The 15,194-nt window shown below is 71.8% G+C and carries 14 protein-coding genes; 8 read left to right on the forward strand and 6 right to left on the reverse strand.

Annotation, left to right across the window (positions count from 1 at the left end; genetic code table 11):
- Window positions 1-182 precede the first annotated feature (182 nt).
- The 3 genes from fabG (at window position 183) to GFH48_RS30690 (ending at window position 2,277) form a co-directional block, all read left to right on the forward strand.
- A complete protein-coding gene (gene fabG, locus GFH48_RS30680) occupies window positions 183-902 on the forward strand; it encodes a 3-oxoacyl-[acyl-carrier-protein] reductase (RefSeq protein WP_148007539.1) in 720 nt (239 codons plus the stop codon).
- A 5-nt stretch (window positions 903-907) separates the two neighbouring features.
- Complete coding sequence (gene fabI / locus GFH48_RS30685; RefSeq protein WP_153291349.1) at window positions 908-1,675, forward strand: enoyl-ACP reductase FabI; 768 nt, start codon at window positions 908-910, stop codon at window positions 1,673-1,675.
- Window positions 1,676-1,923: 248 nt separating this feature from the next.
- Window positions 1,924-2,277, forward strand: coding sequence for a hypothetical protein (locus GFH48_RS30690; protein WP_153293192.1), 354 nt, complete (start codon window positions 1,924-1,926; stop codon window positions 2,275-2,277).
- On the opposite strand, the gene GFH48_RS30695 is transcribed toward GFH48_RS30690, so the two are convergent.
- Window positions 2,252-2,944 (reverse strand): FadR/GntR family transcriptional regulator, encoded by a 693-nt coding sequence (locus GFH48_RS30695; protein ID WP_153291350.1) that lies wholly within the window; start codon window positions 2,942-2,944, stop codon window positions 2,252-2,254. The two genes, GFH48_RS30690 and GFH48_RS30695, sit on opposite strands and share 26 nt — an antisense overlap.
- Before the next feature lie 112 nt (window positions 2,945-3,056).
- Between GFH48_RS30695 and GFH48_RS30700 the strand changes: the two genes are divergently transcribed.
- From GFH48_RS30700 to GFH48_RS30715, 4 genes are all read left to right on the forward strand, one after another.
- The gene (locus GFH48_RS30700; protein ID WP_153291351.1) at window positions 3,057-4,376 is read left to right on the forward strand and encodes a CynX/NimT family MFS transporter; all 1,320 of its coding nucleotides are present in this window, start codon (window positions 3,057-3,059) and stop codon (window positions 4,374-4,376) included.
- A 722-nt stretch (window positions 4,377-5,098) separates the two neighbouring features.
- Window positions 5,099-5,215 (forward strand): SGM_5486 family transporter-associated protein, encoded by a 117-nt coding sequence (locus GFH48_RS39800; RefSeq protein WP_148007544.1) that lies wholly within the window; start codon window positions 5,099-5,101, stop codon window positions 5,213-5,215.
- Between the two features lie 179 nt (window positions 5,216-5,394).
- Window positions 5,395-5,610, forward strand: a complete 216-nt coding sequence (locus tag GFH48_RS30710) for a hypothetical protein (protein WP_153291352.1) — start codon at window positions 5,395-5,397, stop codon at window positions 5,608-5,610.
- Between the two features lie 120 nt (window positions 5,611-5,730).
- On the forward strand, window positions 5,731-6,249 hold the full coding sequence (locus GFH48_RS30715) for a SixA phosphatase family protein (protein ID WP_153291353.1): 519 nt from the start codon (window positions 5,731-5,733) through the stop codon (window positions 6,247-6,249).
- Between the two features lie 134 nt (window positions 6,250-6,383).
- Here the strand turns inward: GFH48_RS30715 and serB are convergent, their stop codons facing one another.
- Both serB and GFH48_RS30725 read right to left on the reverse strand, forming a co-directional pair.
- Window positions 6,384-7,595 carry a phosphoserine phosphatase SerB gene (serB, locus tag GFH48_RS30720; RefSeq protein WP_153291354.1) on the reverse strand — a complete coding sequence of 404 codons (1,212 nt, stop codon included), beginning with the start codon at window positions 7,593-7,595 and terminating at the stop codon, window positions 6,384-6,386.
- Between the two features lie 141 nt (window positions 7,596-7,736).
- Entirely contained in the window at window positions 7,737-9,512 is a 1,776-nt protein-coding gene (locus tag GFH48_RS30725; RefSeq protein ID WP_153291355.1) for a streptophobe family protein, read from the reverse strand.
- A gap of 242 nt (window positions 9,513-9,754) precedes the next feature.
- On the opposite strand from GFH48_RS30725, the gene GFH48_RS30730 reads away from it, so the two are divergent.
- Window positions 9,755-12,253: an ABC transporter ATP-binding protein/permease gene (locus GFH48_RS30730; RefSeq protein WP_153291356.1), complete on the forward strand. Its 2,499-nt coding sequence runs from the start codon at window positions 9,755-9,757 to the stop codon at window positions 12,251-12,253.
- A gap of 80 nt (window positions 12,254-12,333) precedes the next feature.
- Here GFH48_RS30730 and GFH48_RS30735 read toward each other — a convergent pair whose 3' ends face one another.
- The 3 genes from GFH48_RS30735 to GFH48_RS30745 all read right to left on the reverse strand — a co-directional run bounded on the left by GFH48_RS30735 (window position 12,334) and on the right by GFH48_RS30745 (window position 15,147).
- Window positions 12,334-13,071, reverse strand: coding sequence for a transglycosylase SLT domain-containing protein (locus GFH48_RS30735; RefSeq protein ID WP_153291357.1), 738 nt, complete (start codon window positions 13,069-13,071; stop codon window positions 12,334-12,336).
- A gap of 304 nt (window positions 13,072-13,375) precedes the next feature.
- Window positions 13,376-14,455 (reverse strand): S-adenosylmethionine:tRNA ribosyltransferase-isomerase, encoded by a 1,080-nt coding sequence (locus tag GFH48_RS30740; protein WP_153291358.1) that lies wholly within the window; start codon window positions 14,453-14,455, stop codon window positions 13,376-13,378.
- Window positions 14,452-15,147: an SDR family NAD(P)-dependent oxidoreductase gene (locus tag GFH48_RS30745; protein ID WP_153291359.1), complete on the reverse strand. Its 696-nt coding sequence runs from the start codon at window positions 15,145-15,147 to the stop codon at window positions 14,452-14,454. The genes GFH48_RS30740 and GFH48_RS30745 overlap by 4 nt, the downstream gene beginning before the upstream one ends.
- Window positions 15,148-15,194: the final 47 nt, after the last annotated feature.

Consider the following 15,194-nt stretch of genomic DNA (forward strand, 5'->3'; position numbering starts at 1 on the left):
TTTGCCTCGGCCGCGGCCAGATCTTTCCGTCGCCCGGAGACGGCTTTCTGTAGGGATCCGACAGCGAGCCCCCCGCGCCACTGTCGGGGACCGATTCTCCGGGAGACGGACCGGACCGATAGGTTTTCGGGGAAGGCGCCTGTCCTGCAGGGGTTTCAGACTGCTATCGAAAGGGTGATCCGTTGAGCCGCTCGGTTCTCGTCACCGGAGGCAACCGGGGCATCGGCCTCGCCATCGCCCGCGCGTTCGCCGATGCCGGCGACAAAGTCGCGATCACATACCGCTCGGGTGAGCCGCCGGCCGCCCTCACCGCCCTGGGCTGCCTCGCCGTCAAGTGCGACATCACCGACACCGAGCAGGTGGAGCAGGCCTACAAGGAGATCGAGGCCGAGCACGGTCCCGTCGAGATCCTGGTCGCCAACGCCGGTGTCACCAAGGACCAGCTCCTGATGCGCATGTCCGAGGAGGACTTCACCTCCGTCCTCGACACGAACCTCACCGGCACCTTTCGGGTCGTCAAGCGCGCCAACCGCGGCATGCTCCGTGCCAAGAAGGGGCGCGTCGTCCTCATCTCGTCGGTCGTCGGGCTGCTCGGCTCCGCGGGACAGTCGAACTACGCCGCGTCCAAGGCCGCCCTGGTCGGCTTCGCGCGTTCGCTCGCGCGGGAGCTCGGCTCGCGGAACATCACCTTCAACGTCGTCGCGCCCGGTTTCGTCGACACCGACATGACCAAGGTGCTCACCGACGAGCAGCGTGCGGGCATCGTCGCCCAGGTGCCGCTCGGCCGGTACGCGCAGCCCGAGGAGATCGCCGCAGCGGTGCGGTTCCTCGCCTCGGACGACGCCTCGTACATCACTGGAGCCGTCATTCCGGTTGACGGCGGACTGGGAATGGGTCACTGATCACCATGAGTGGAATTCTCGAGGGCAAGCGCGTCCTGATCTCCGGTGTGCTGATGGAGTCCTCCATCGCCTTCCACGCCGCCAAGCAGGCCCAGGAGCAGGGCGCGGAGATCATCCTGACCGCGTTCCCGCGGCCCACGCTGACCGAGCGCATCGCCAGGAAGCTCCCGAAGCCGACCAAGGTCATCGAGCTCGACGTCACCAACGGCGAGCACCTCGGGCGGCTGGCCGACATCGTCGGCGAGGAGCTGGGCGGCCTCGACGGCGTCGTGCACTCCATCGGCTTCGCGCCGCAGGACGCCCTCGGCGGCAACTTCCTCAACACGCCCTTCGAGTCGGTCGCCACCGCCATGCACGTCTCGGCGTTCTCCCTGAAGTCGCTGACCATGGCCTGTCTGCCGCTGATGCAGAACGGCGGTTCGGTCGTCGGCCTCACCTTCGACGCGTCCTTCGCCTGGCCGCAGTACGACTGGATGGGCCCGGCCAAGGCCGCCCTGGAGGCCACCAGCCGCTACCTCGCCCGCGACCTGGGCAAGCAGAACATCCGCTGCAACCTCATCTCCGCGGGCCCGCTCGGCTCGATGGCCGCCAAGTCCATCCCGGGCTTCGACGAGCTGGCCGCCGTGTGGGACAACCGCTCTCCCCTGGAGTGGGACCTCAAGGACCCCGAGCCGGCCGGCCGCGGTGTCGTCGCCCTGCTGAGCGACTGGTTCCCGAAGACCACCGGCGAGATCATCCACGTAGACGGCGGTCTGCACGCGATCGGCGCGTAGACGCTCCGAGCCGTTCCCGTACGCGGACGGCCGCCCGGTGCGCCGCCGGCGGCCGCGCGGTACGCGGACGACGTCTCCTGCCCGCCCGCGCGGGACCGTCCCGTACGACATGACGCCCCGTTTCCCGCCTCGCGCGGGGAGCGGGGCGTCGCCCGTTCGGCTCAGTCGGCCGGGCGGCACAGGCCCCGGACCACGCACGATTGGAGTACGCACCGCCCCGCAGCCGTACGGCCGAGGAGGTCCCCCTTGTGCGCCTGTCCCGCCGTTTTGCCCCGGTGTTCGCCGCCGTCACGCTGATGGTCGCGCTGCCGTACGACGCGATGCCGAGCGCGCGCGGGCGCCACGGGAGCACCGCCGTCCCCCAGCCGTTCGGCGCCGCGTGCCGCACCACGGTCACCGGCTCCCACGCGGTCGCCTACTGCCACAACCCCTATCCGGCGACGGACCTGGTCAGCCTGCACATCGAGTGCGACCGCTGGTGGGACATCGACACCGACAGCGCCCCGGTCGAGGCGGGGCCCGCGATGACGGTGCGGATGGAGGGCCGGTGCTGGAAGGAGATCGGCGCGGCGTGGGTCAGCCACCGGAAGCGGGACGCCTGAGCCACGGACGGCACTGGAACGGGTAGCCCGCCGCCTCCCCGGCCGCCGCCTCCGTGTCACCCCCGCGGATCGCGTCGACGAGCCGCGTGTGGTCCATGTACGTCTCCGGCGTCAGCTCCTCGCCGACGTCGTCGCGCAGCCAGTCGCGCAGCACCTCGCCCAGGTCCGCGTACATCGCCGTCATGACGTCGTTGTGGGACGCGGCCACCACCGCCAGATGGAAGGTGGCGTCGGCGGTCACGAAGGCCTCGGTGTCGCCCGACTCCCAGGCGTCCTCGCGACGCGTCAGCAGCGCGTCCAGCTGTTTGAGATCACGCTCGGTGCGCCGCTCGGCGGCCAGTTTCGCGGCGCTCGACTCCAGCGTGGAGCGCAGCTCGGCGATGTGCCGGGGATCGGCGTCGGCGAAACGCCGGTGCATCACGCCCGCGAGTTCGCTGGTCGCGACGACATAGGTGCCCGAACCCTGGCGGATGTCGAGCAGGCCGTTGTGGGCGAGCGCGCGGACGGCCTCCCGGACCGTGTTGCGGGCGACGCCCAGCTGTTCGACGAGCTCGGGTTCGGTCGGGATGCGGGAGCCGACCGGCCACTCGCCGGAGGTGATCTGGTTCCGCAGCTCGGCGATGACCTGCTCGGACAGCGCCGAACGGCGGGGGTGGCTCAGCGGCATGGCGGTCCTTCGTACGGGCCCGGGTGCGGTCGTTTCGCGCGGGGCCGGAGGTTTCGGAGGTTAACGCAGCGCGAGTGGACGACCAATCATCCCATGATTCTATGATGACACCATGGCCATCGAGGAATCCCGGACCACCACGTCCCCACCGACACGCGACCGCGCGGTTTCGGAGCCCAGGAGCGGGACGGCGTCGCCGCACGGCTCCCCGCGCGCGTGGACGACGCGGCTGCTGATCGTGGGCATCGTCCTCGCGGCCCTCAACCTGCGTCCCGCCGTCACCAGCTTCGGCGCCCTCCTCGAAGAGGTGCGCGACGGGCTCGGCATGAGCGGCAGTGTCGCCGGACTGCTCACCTCGGTGCCACCACTCTGCTTCGCCGTGTTCGGCGTCATGGCGCCGCGGCTCGCCCGCCGCTTCGGGCCCGGCGCGGTCGTCTGCGCCGGGATGGCCGCCATCGCGGCCGGGCTCGCGATCCGCCCGTACGCCGGAAGCGCGGCCGGATTCCTGGCGGCCAGTGCCCTCGCCCTGATGGGCATCGCCGTCAGCAACGTCCTCATGCCGGTGATCGTCAAGCGCTGGTTCCCGGACCGGGTCGGCTCCATGACCGGTCTCTACTCGATGGCGCTCGCCCTGGGCACCTCGGCGGCGGCCGCCCTGACCGTGCCCATGACCGACGCCCTGGGTGGCGGTTGGCGCTCGGGGCTGGCCGTGTGGGCGGGCCTCGCCGGGGTCGCCGTACTCCCGTGGATCGCGCTCGTCCGCATCCGGGGCGCCGGGTCCCCGGGCGGTGAGCGCGAGCCCGCCGCGGACACCGCCCCGCACGAGCCCGACGGGCTGCGCGTCACCCGCAGCCGTACCGCCTGGGCCCTCGCCGTCTTCTTCGGGCTCCAGGCCACCGCCGCCTACATCACGATGGGCTGGATGCCGCAGATCTTCCGTGACGCGGGCGTCTCGGCGGGCACCGCGGGACTGCTTCTCGCCGTCACGATGGTGATGGGCGTACCGCTGGCCTTCGTCATTCCGCGCCTGGCGACCCGGCTGCCCCACCAGGGCCCCATCGTGGTCGCGCTCGGCGCCTGCGGACTCGCCGGATACGCCGGTCTCTACGCGGCCCCGGCCGGCGGTGCCTGGGCCTGGGCCCTGCTGCTCGGCGTCTCCAACTGCGCCTTCCCGCTCGCCCTCACCATGGTCGGCATGCGCGCCCGCACCGGAGCGGGGGTCGCCCAGCTCTCGGCCTTCGCGCAGAGCACCGGCTATCTGCTCTCGATCCCGGGACCCCTGCTCGTGGGCGTGCTCTACCAGCACAGCGGCGGCTGGGGCCTGCCGATCGCGCTCATGGCCGCGCTGATGGTCCCGCAGATCGCGGTGGGCGTCCTGGCGGGCCGCGACCGCACGGTCGAGGACGAGGCGTCCCGCGTGACTCACGCCTGAGGACGCGCCCGACTCGGGTACGGCGCGCCCCACCCTCGGGGGCACCGGTCCGGGGTACGGAGGACGGGCGCCCGGGGTGCCGACTGACGAGGACTGACTGACGGGGACTGACCGACGGGGCGGCCCACCTCGCGCGAGTGTGCCCAGGACGCCGCCACGGCCGCCTGGTCCTCCGGCTCGCCGGGGTCGGGCCGACGCGCCGGACGAGACCGACTGACGGAGGCCCCGGCGATCCGGCGGACGTGGCTCCGGCAACCGCGGACACGGGCCCCAGGGGACGGGGCGGCGCGCTTGCGGGGACACACCGACGCGGTGGGGGTCCGGGAACCCGGGACGGGGGCCTGTGCGGCTCCGGGACCGCGGCGGGCGCCGGCGGGCCCCGTACCCCACGACATGCCCGGCCGGTGCTCCACGACGACGCCGGGGTGTCGCCCGCGGAGGCTCCGCGGGTCGGCCCACGGGTCGGCCCACGGGGTCCCGGCGGACGTGGGGCCCCGCGTCCGCCCGCATCCCGGGTGCCCCACGCCCGGGCCGGACCCCGAGCTTCCTTGACCGGACCTGAGCCCCTCGGGCCGGACCCCTAGCCCCTCGGGCCGGACCCCTAGCCCCTCCGGCCGGACCCCGGGCGCCCCCGGTCGGACCCCCGCGTGCCGCCGCGACCCGGGGCGGACGCGGCCGACCCCACCGCCCGCGGGCCGGTCGAAGGGTGCGAGACTGGGCGCATGCCAGTGCTCGATCCGAACCCCCAGAACGGCCAGAAGAAGATGCTGCTCGTCTTCGGCACGTTCCTCGCCATCACCGTGATCATCGCCGTCATCGCGACCATCGCGTCACCGTGACCCCGCCCGTGCCCCCCGGGGCCGGCGAGGGTGGGGCTAGCCCCCCTGTCCCCTAGGGGGCGAGTGTCAGGGTCAAGTGGGTGGATCACCGGATGGGTTGACGCACCCGGATTCCGTAACTTCGAGATGTGGCCGCGAGGACGCGGAACACGGACCACGCGAAGACCCACGGAGGCGGCATGTCGGCCCGCACGCACACCCGGCCCCACCCGGTGACCCCGGGCCGCGTCGAGATCCGTCTGCCCTGGTGGGCCCTCGCCCTGCCGGCCCTCGCCTTCGCCACGCTCCTGCTCCTGCTGCTGAACCCGGCGGACGCGCATGCCGCGGCCGGCGACCCCGCGCTCACCCACCTCTTCGAGCGCCTCCAGCAGACCGTGCGGCACCAGGCGTCCTGAGCCGCCTTCACCCACGGTGCCGCACCCCTCGCGCACCGTGCCGAACAGCGTGTGTCCCGTGGTGGAGGAGCGCGTCAACTCCTTGAGCCACATGGCGTGTTTCGTGCGAAGCTGGGACTCATGAGCGTCGCAGAACCCCGCAGGATAGTCCTCTTCCGGCATGCGAAAGCCGACTGGCCGCAGGTGTCCGACCACGAGCGGCCGCTCGCTGACCGGGGCCGTACGGACGCCGCCGTCGCCGGACGCAGGCTGGCCGACACCGGCATCCCCTTCGATCTGGCCCTCTGCTCCACCGCGGCCCGGACCCGTGAGACCTGGAAGCTCGCCGTCCACGAGTTCCCGCACCGGCCGAAAACGGTCTATGAGGAGCGGCTCTACGAAGCCTCGCCGGGCGAGCTGATCGCCGTACTCAACGAAACCCCGGACGACGCGCAGGACGTGCTCCTGATCGGGCACAATCCCGGCATCCAGGGCCTCGCGGACGTCCTGACCGGCCAGGCCGACGGTGAAGCCCGCGCCCGGATGACGGAGCGGGGCTTCCCCACCGCCGCCTTCGCGGTGCTGTCCTTCGACGGCTCCTGGAAATCCCTGGAGCCCGGCGTGGCCACGCTGATCGACTACTGGGCACCGACCGAGTAACCGCGGCCCGGACGGAGACGGGGGCCCGGCACCGGTACGACGGTGCCGGGCCCCCGTCGTACCGGCGGGGATCCCGGTGCGCGTGCGGTGGGCGTCAGGGCGCGCGCTCGCGGCCGCGCGTCAGGAACGCGCGGTCAGTGGTCGCCCAGATGCATGTCCGCCGCCTCGACCTCTTCGCGGGTGACCCCCAGCAGATACAGCACGGTGTCCAGGAACGGGAAGTTCACCGCCGTGTGCGCGGCCTCCCGCACGACGGGCTTGGCGTTGAACGCGACACCGAGACCCGCCGCGTTGAGCATGTCGAGGTCGTTGGCACCGTCGCCGATCGCCACGGTCTGCACGAGCGGCACCCCCGCCTCCGCGGCGAACCGGCGCAGCAGCCGCGCCTTGCCCGCACGGTCCACGATCTCCCCGGTGACCCGGCCGGTCAGCTTCCCGTCGGCGATCTCCAGCGTGTTGGCCTGCGCGAAGTCGAGCCCGAGCCGCTCCTTCAGGTCGTCCGTGACCTGGGTGAACCCGCCCGACACGACACCGACTTGGAAGCCGAGCCGCTTCAGCGTACGGATCAGCGTGCGCGCGCCGGGCGTCAGCCGTACCTCCTCGCGCACCTTGGCCACCACCGAGGCGTCCAGTCCCTTCAGCAGCGCCACGCGCGCGTGCAGCGACTGCTCGAAGTCGAGCTCTCCGCGCATCGCGGCCGCCGTCACCTCGGCGACCTCGTCCTCGCACCCGGCGTGCGCGGCGAAGAGCTCGATCACCTCGTCCTGGATCAGCGTCGAGTCCACGTCCATGACGACCAGCCGCTGGGCCCGCCGGTGCAGCCCCGACGCGACCACGGCGATGTCGACCCCGAGCGCGGCGGCCTCCGTCACCAGCGCGGTGCGCAGCGCCTCGGTCTCCGCACCGGACACGGCGAACTCCACCGCCGTCACCGGGTACTTGGCGAGCCGGAAGATACGGTCGATGTTCCCGCCGGTCTTGGTGATCCGCGCGGCGATCGAGGCCGTCGACTCGGCGGTGAGCGGATGCCCGAGCACGGTGACGTGCGAACGCCCCATGCCGCGCGGCCGGTTGTCGCCGAGGCCGGAGATGATCTCCGCCTGCATCTTCATCGAGTCGGCCCAGCTGTGCACGGTGGCCCGCAGATCGCCCTCCAGGCCGGAGGGCGGCTCGGTCACGAGCGCGCACAGCACGATCCGGCCACGGGTGACGACCTGCTCGATGTCGACCACGTCGACGGACCAGGCGGCGAGGGTGTCGAAGAGTCCGGCCGTGATGCCCGGCCGGTCCTTGCCGAAGATCTTCACAAGGAGGGTGGGGATATCGGGGGTCTGCGTAGCGCTCATGGTGCTTCCACCGTATCCGGCACCCAGTGCCTTCCGCCCCCGCGGTCCGTCCAGCGGACAGGGAACTCTGGGTGTCGGAGTGATGTCGCGCGCCTTTCCGCGAGCCGACGTCCAGTGCCGCCGCACGGTGGGCGGCGGGACTCAGTCACGCCGCCGGGGACCGGGCGGCGGAGGCTGCCCCTGGTCGGGCGGGGGCAGCGGGGGTGGCGGCACGCTCTGCCCCGGTGACCGCCCGCGCGATCCGGGCGGCCGCGGAAGCGGCCGGGCGACCGTCGGCGCGCCGTACACGTCGTCGGGCGCCCGCTTCCGCTCGGGCGGACGTCCGCCCCGCGGCTCCCGCAGCTCGTCCGGCACCCGCAGATACGGATTGGTGTCGGGGTTCGCGGGCCGGTACGGCGCGCTCGGCGCGTACGGCCCCGACCCCGGCGGCTGACCGGGGCGGGGCGACGGGTCCGGGCGGGGAGGGGTGCCCGGGGCACCGGCGTCACCCAGTGCCAGGGGTGCCGCCCGCCGTCCCGCGGCCCGGCTCGCGTACGCCAGCAGCGCGCCCACGGCCCCCGCGCCCGCGCCCCACCCGGCACCGAACAGCAGTGCGATACCGAGACGGCCGTGCAGCTGGATCCCGGCGCCGAACGCGTCGATGCCGAACACCGACAGCGAGGCGTCCACCGACACGTCCGTCAGCCACGCCAGCAGCGGCAGTGCCAGTGCCGTCACGAGCCCCAGCCGAAGAGCGCAGCGTCCCGCGAACCCGAGGGCGCCCACGCCTCCTGCGTCGGGGGCATCCGGGATGCCCCCGGACGTGCCACCCCGCCGCCGTACAAATGGCGTACGGGTGGCCGCGAGGACGCCCGCGAAGAGCATCATGAGCGCGGTCGCGACCCCCAACAGCCACACCCGTCCGTCGAGTTCGGCGAGACGGCCCAGGGTCACGGGCCGGTCGGAGCCGGCGCTCAGCAGCTTGTCCAGCGGGTCCGGCAGCAGCTTGGCGAGTTCGCCGGTGGCCCTGCCGTCCCAGGGGACCAGGAGACCGATCGGCACACCGAGCCACACCCCGTTGGGCGCGCCGAGCAGCGCGGCGCCCGCGATCAGCTTGGGGTGGGGGTCACCGACCGCCGCGTACGCCGCCGCCGCGAGCCCGGCGACGACGGCCATCAGCATCACCGTGACCAGCGCGGACGCGGCCGGCCGCACCGTCCGGTGCACACCCTCCCAGCCGCGCGGCAGGGGAGTGCGCCGGGAGGCCAGCAGGGAGATCACCAGGATTCCGGCGGCCCAGGCGGCGCCGCCGAGCAGGGTGGGCACCGTGTCCACGGTGAATCCCACGGAGGCTTTCGCGTCCACGAGGTCGTCGATCCTGCCCGGCAGCAGCCCACCGAGGTCACCGAGCCCGCCGGGGAGCTTGTCGGTGATCTTCCCGAGTCCACCGCCGCCCGTCACCCGGTCGAGCCCGAGTCCGTTCCCGTCGATGGTGATGACGTCGTGCCCGGCCCAGGCGAGCCCGCCCAGGGTCGCCACGAACAGGACGACCACCGCGCCCGCCCGCGCCAGGAGTTCGGCGGGCGCGATCACAACTCCCGCGCCGCGCAAGGAGCGCAGGAAGAAGTAGGAGAGCAGCAGCGCGCCGACCAGTCCCACCCCCAGCGGCGTGATCTGGACGGCCGTGTGCGCCTCGGCGCCCTTCAGCCCGAAGGCGGACACGTTGCCGGACGGCTTGACGGCGCCGTTCGCCCCCAGCGCCACCACGGCCGCGGTCATCGGCCCGAGCGAGCCGGCCCGGTCCGCGCCCACCAGATGGAGACCGAGCGCGGCCGTGCCCGCCATCGCGATCAACGCCCAGCTCACCGAGGCGATCGCGGACAGCAGCACATCCCCCCACGGCACGCGCCCGCCCCGCCCCACGGTGTCGATGCTCATCGTCAGACCCCCCGATCCGCGCCGCGGTACCACCACCATGGATGTCCCCCTCGCGTGGGATTACCACTCTCCGGTCCGGTATCAACCCCGTCAACGGAAACGGGCAACCCACCCGTACCCGGTCTTCGCCGGGCCCGGCTTTCGGTCGGGGGGCTGCTCCTGAAATAGTTCCCCCCGATGTTCGACATCCCTAGACTCCCTGTGATGGGGGTAACTCGGGGGACAACTCAGTGGGGCATGGAGTGCCGGAACTCGTACTGGAATTGAACGGACGGACCTGGACGCTCGATGCGTCCAGGCCATACACCCTCGGACGTGATCCGCAGGGGGACGTCGTGCTCGACGACGCCAGGGTGTCCTGGCGTCACGCCACGATCAGCTGGAGCGGCCGTAGTTGGGTCATCGAGGATCACAGCAGCACCAACGGCACGTTCGTGCGGGGGCAGCGGATCCATCAGATGGAGATCGGGCCCGGCTCGGCCGTGCACCTCGGCAACGCGACCGACGGCCCGGCGCTGAAGCTGTCCGGCGCGGCGGCTCCGGCCGCCCAGCCCCAGCAACAGCCTTACGCCGCCCAGGGCGCGGGACCCGGCTGGGCCCAGCAGGCGCCGCAGCCGCAGGCGCCCGAGCAGGGGCAGCAGCCGCCGCGGCCCGCGGGGCAGGTACCGCGGCAGCAGGGACCCGGTGGCGCCGCGGGGGCGCCGCCGGTCTACGGAGACCGCAGCCCGACGACCTTCCACCAGCTGGCCCTCGGCCGGGTGATGCGCATCGGCCGTGCGCTGGAGAACGAGCTGGTCGTCTCCGACCTCCAGGTCTCGCGCCACCACGCCGAGTTCCACGCGACGCCCGACGGCCGCTTCGAGATCCGTGACCTGGGCTCGCACAACGGCACCTACGTCAACGGCATGCCGATCGCCAAGGGCGGCTCGGCGCTGCTCGGCCCGAACGACATCGTCGGTGTCGGCCACTCGACGTTCCGTATCGTCGGCGACCGGCTGGAGGAGTTCGTCGACACCGGCGAGGTGTCCTTCTCCGCCCGTCACCTGACCGTCACGGTCGACGGCGGCAAGCAGATCCTCAAGGACGTCTCCTTCGGCGTGCCCGAGAAGTCGCTGATCGCGGTCATCGGCCCGTCCGGTTCCGGCAAGTCGACGCTCCTGAAGGCGCTCACGGGCTACCGGCCCGCCAACCAGGGTGACGTCCTCTACGACAACCGCAACCTGTACAAGCAGTTCGCCGAGCTGCGTCAGCGCATCGGTCTGGTCCCGCAGGACGACATCCTGCACAAGGAGCTGACCGTCAAGAAGGCCCTCAAGTACGCGGCCAAACTGCGCTTCCCCGCCGACACCACCGGTGAGGAACGCGAGGCGCGCATAAACGAGGTGCTGCGCGAGCTGAAGCTGGACATCCACAAGGAGAAGAAGGTCACCTCCCTCTCCGGAGGCCAGCGCAAGCGCGTCTCGGTGGCCCTGGAGCTGCTGACCAAGCCGTCGCTGATCTTCCTGGACGAGCCGACCTCCGGCCTCGACCCGGGCATGGACCGCGACGTCATGCAGCTGCTGCGCGGCCTCGCCGACGACGGCCGTACGGTCCTGGTGGTCACCCACTCCGTGGCGGAACTGGCGATCTGCGACAAGCTGCTGGTGATGGCCCCCGGCGGCTCGGTGGCGTACTTCGGGCCGCCCGAGGAGGCGCTGAACTTCTTCGGCTACGAGACCTGGGCCGACGTCTTCTCCGCGTTCGAGAACTACCGCGACTACGACTGGGCGGGCCGCTGGAAGGGCTCGCAGCACTACCAGATGTACGCCGCGGACATCGACGCGGTCGCCCCGCAGTCGGTGAACGTGCCGCAGCAGCAGGCGATGAAGCCGCCGAAGCCGCAGAGCTGGGGGTCACAGCTGACGACCCTGGTCCGCCGGTACGTCTCGGTGATCGCGTCCGACAAGGGCTTCCTGGCGCTGACGGTGATCCTGCCGGCGGTGCTGGGCTCGGTGAGCCTGCTCATCGACTCGGACAAGACCCTGCTGGTCAACCCGATCGTCACCAAGTCCGGCGTGCACGTCGCCAACGGAACGGCGACGACGGTGCTCCTGATCCTCGCGGTCGGCGCGTGTTTCGCGGGCGCGGCCAACTCCGTCCGTGAACTGATCAAGGAACGGGTGATCTACGAGCGGGAGCGGGCGACGGGCCTGTCACGCTCCGCGTACCTGATGTCGAAGGTGATCGTCCTCGGCGTGGTGACGCTGCTCCAGGGTGCCCTGGTCGGTGCCATCGGATTCGGCAGCCGCACGGTCCCGGACAAGGGCCTGGTCCTGACCGGCCTGCCCAAGGTCGAACTCACCCTGCCGATCATGGCACTGGGCTTCGCGTCGATGATGTTCGGCCTGGTCATCTCCTCGCTGGTGAAGACCGCCGAGAAGACGATGCCGCTGCTGGTCATGTTCGCGATCGTCCAGGTCGTGTTCACCGGATGCCTCTTCATCCTGAACGGCACGATCGGCGTCAACCAGTTCTCGTACCTGATGCCGGCGCGCTGGGCCGTCGCCGCGTCCGGTGCCACGCTGGACTTCAACAACATCTTCCCGAACCAGGACGATCCGACGAGCACGGACCCGCTGTGGAACCACACGGCCGGGGTCTGGGCCATGGACATGGTGGCCCTGATCGCGCTCGGCGTGCTCTGCGGGTTCTTCGTGGCCCGCTTCCTGCGCCGCCACGAGCCCGAGGTCATGCGCAAGTAGTCGCGCGGATGTGCGCGAAGGGCGGCACCCCGGTCGGGGTGCCGCCCTTCGGCGTACGGCGGAGAGGTCCGCGCCCTGCCTCAGTACGCGCTGTTCACGTTGTCCATCGAGCCGTACTTGTCGGCCGCGTAGTTGCAGGCGGCGGTGATGTTGGCGACCGGGTCGTAGATGTTCCACGAGGTACCGGCCACGTGGTAGGCCTTGAAGGTCGGCGGGATGACCTGGAGCAGGCCCTTCGAGGGTATGCCGTTGATCGCGTTGATGTCCCAGCCGTTGATGGCCTGGGGGTTGCCCGAGGACTCCCGCATGATGTTGCGGTACAGCCCGTGGTACGAACCGGGGATCTTGTGCTTCTTCATGATGTCGAGCGACTCGTGGATCCAGCCGTCGAGGTTGTTCGTGTACGTCTTCGCGGCGACGGTCTCGACCTGGATGCGCTGCACGGAGCGGCTCGCGGCCTGCTCCTTCGTACGCGCGTCCTTGGCGGCCTTCGCGGCGGCCGTCTTCCGGGCGAGCTCGGCGTTCTTCTTGGTGACGGCCGCGTCGGCGGCCTTCTTCGCCGCGATGCTCTGGGCCTTCAGGCTGGCGCCGGCCATCTGGTCGGTGATGCTGGCCTTCACGTCCTTGATGGGCTGCTGGCCGAAGGCGACCGGAGCCTGCGAGACGGCGGCGTCGTTCGTGGTGGTGCTCTGGGCGCTGCTGGGCGCCACGGAGAACGCCAGGGCCGCTGCACCGAGGGTGGCGATACCGGCGATCGAAAGCTTGTGGACCTTGGTCAGCTTCGGACTATGACCAGGAGTGATGATGTTCTTGGGCATAACTGATGGACCTCTTCGAATAGCGCGGATGCCGCTCTCGGTCCGGTGGGGACAGTTCGTTTCCGGATCAAACGCTTTGGGTAAGAACCTGCGGCGTTGAGCGACTGGAGCCATTGTTAGCGGCCGCAAAATCGTGTGGCAAAGGTGTGACGTACGACGGCAGGTAGTAGGCGCAGGAGGGGCAAATCGGGACATAGTGGCACGTCTGTCCCGCTCATCGGGGCCCCGTATATCTCCTATGTCCGTTCGTACGTGATGTGCGCCCTATGTGCGGGCTCACATGACCTCAAGATCATTCTCACCGCTAGTTGCTGAAGCAACGCCCAGGGTGAGTGTTCTCCTCCGGGAGGATGAGGTGGGCGTCCCCGAACTCGTGCCACAGGTAGAGCCCGCCCACCGCGGCGGCGTAGGCACGCTCGACCGCGGCCCTTCCCGCGACGGCCTCCAGCATCAGCAGGTGGGAGGCCTCCGGCTCGTGCAGCCCGGTCAGCAGCCCGTCGACGATCCGTACGCCCCGCCGCGGGGTCACCACGAGATCCGTCCACCCCCGGTGGGCGTGGACCACCCCGTCGGGGCCCGCCGCCGACTCGACCGCACGCACCGCCGTCGTACCGACCGCGACCGTCCGCCCGTCGCCCGCCCTCGCCGCGTTGATCAGACGCGCCGACGCCTCCGGCACCTCGTACCACTCCGCGGAGGGCGGCTCGTGGGCCTCGGCGGAGGAGACACCCGTGTGCAGCCTGATCGGAGCGAACCGCACCCCCCGGCTCACCAGCTCCGTCACCAGCCGCGCGGTGAAGGGCCGCGCCGCGCTCGGCATTTCCGCGCTGCCCGCTCCGTCGGCGGACGGCAGCGCGAACACCGTCTGATAGACGGAGAGCGGCTGGTCCCGCTCCGTATAGGAGTACCGGATGGGACGCCCGTGCCGCCGCAGCAGGCCGGGCACGTCCGGACCCGGCACCCGCGCCCACCACAGCCGCGCGCCGCCCGCCCTCAGCGGCTCCTCCAGTACGAGCCGCCCATCGCCCGCGAGAGACACCTCCGTCCCCGCCGGGCCGCCCGCCCGCGGACGCGTCGTGCCCCTCCCGTCGGGATCCCGCAGCTCGACCGCCCACCGTCCGTCATCGCCCCGGGCGGAGAAGTGGACCACCACACGCGCGGGCCCGATCCGCCCGTCGACCGCGGCGGCCAGCGTGGGGGAGGTGTTCACGACGAGCAGGTCCCCGGCCCGCAGCTGTCCCGGCAGCTCCGCGAACGTGTGGTGCGACACCTCCACCCCCCGGGACACGAGCAGCCGTACGCAGTCCCGGTCCCGTCCGGGCCCGCGCTGCTCGGCCGGCACTCGCGCCGACAACTCCTGCGGGACCCGCTCCACGGTCGTCACCGCTCCTCCAGGAGCGCGGGCGCCGCGTAGCGGCCACTGGCCGGCCGCTCGTCGAGCAGCCTCAGGAAGGCCGGCACCACACTGTCCGGCGCCGGCCGCGGCCCCCCGTCCTCCGGCACGGCCGCCGCGTACAGGTCCGTGGCCATGTCCCCGGGATCCACGGCCCAGACCCGCAGGCCGGGCTCCTCCTCACCGAGCACGGCCGAGAGGTGGTCGAGCGCGGCCTTCGACGCTCCGTAACCGCCCCAGGTCGGATACGCCTCGGCCGCCGCGTCGGAGCTGACCGCGACGACCGCGCCCGCCCCGGCGGCCCGCAGCAGCGGCAGCGCCTCCTGGATCAGACCCAGCGCCGCGACCACGTTGACCTCCAGGGCGCGCCGCAGCCCGCCCGGTGTCAGATCCTCCAGCCGGACCAGCGGCTCTGCGCCGAGGGCGCTCGCGTTGTTGACCAGCAGATCGACACCCCCGAGCTCACGGGCCGCCGCCACCAGCGCCGCCCGGTGCCCGGCGTCCGTCACGTCACCGGGCAGCGCCGCCACCCGGGTCCCGTACCCGGACAGCGCCTTCGCCGTCTCCTCCAGAACCCCGGCGGTCCTGGCGTCGAGCACCAGATCGCAGCCGCGCCGCGCCAGAGCCGCGCCGAGCGCCCGCCCCAGCCCCTTCGAAGCCCCCGTGATGACCGCTACCGGCATGACGCCGTCCCTTCGTCCCGGCACCGCCGGTCCCGGCGGGCGCCCTC

Source organism: Streptomyces fagopyri (assembly GCF_009498275.1).
GTDB lineage: Bacteria > Actinomycetota > Actinomycetes > Streptomycetales > Streptomycetaceae > Streptomyces > Streptomyces fagopyri.

What these genes read in the sequence shown, in the direction of transcription:
- GFH48_RS30735 (WP_153291357.1), bottom strand. Translation starts at nt 13,071, where the DNA reads ATGCCCAAGAACATCATCACTCCTGGTCATAGTCCGAAGCTGACCAAG.
- fabI (WP_153291349.1), top strand. Translation starts at nt 908, where the DNA reads ATGAGTGGAATTCTCGAGGGCAAGCGCGTCCTGATCTCCGGTGTGCTG.
- GFH48_RS30715 (WP_153291353.1), top strand. Translation starts at nt 5,731, where the DNA reads ATGAGCGTCGCAGAACCCCGCAGGATAGTCCTCTTCCGGCATGCGAAA.
- GFH48_RS30710 (WP_153291352.1), top strand. Translation starts at nt 5,395, where the DNA reads ATGTCGGCCCGCACGCACACCCGGCCCCACCCGGTGACCCCGGGCCGC.
- GFH48_RS30695 (WP_153291350.1), bottom strand. Translation starts at nt 2,944, where the DNA reads ATGCCGCTGAGCCACCCCCGCCGTTCGGCGCTGTCCGAGCAGGTCATC.
- GFH48_RS39800 (WP_148007544.1), top strand. Translation starts at nt 5,099, where the DNA reads ATGCCAGTGCTCGATCCGAACCCCCAGAACGGCCAGAAGAAGATGCTG.
- GFH48_RS30745 (WP_153291359.1), bottom strand. Translation starts at nt 15,147, where the DNA reads ATGCCGGTAGCGGTCATCACGGGGGCTTCGAAGGGGCTGGGGCGGGCG.
- GFH48_RS30725 (WP_153291355.1), bottom strand. Translation starts at nt 9,512, where the DNA reads ATGAGCATCGACACCGTGGGGCGGGGCGGGCGCGTGCCGTGGGGGGAT.
- serB (WP_153291354.1), bottom strand. Translation starts at nt 7,595, where the DNA reads ATGAGCGCTACGCAGACCCCCGATATCCCCACCCTCCTTGTGAAGATC.
- GFH48_RS30700 (WP_153291351.1), top strand. Translation starts at nt 3,057, where the DNA reads ATGGCCATCGAGGAATCCCGGACCACCACGTCCCCACCGACACGCGAC.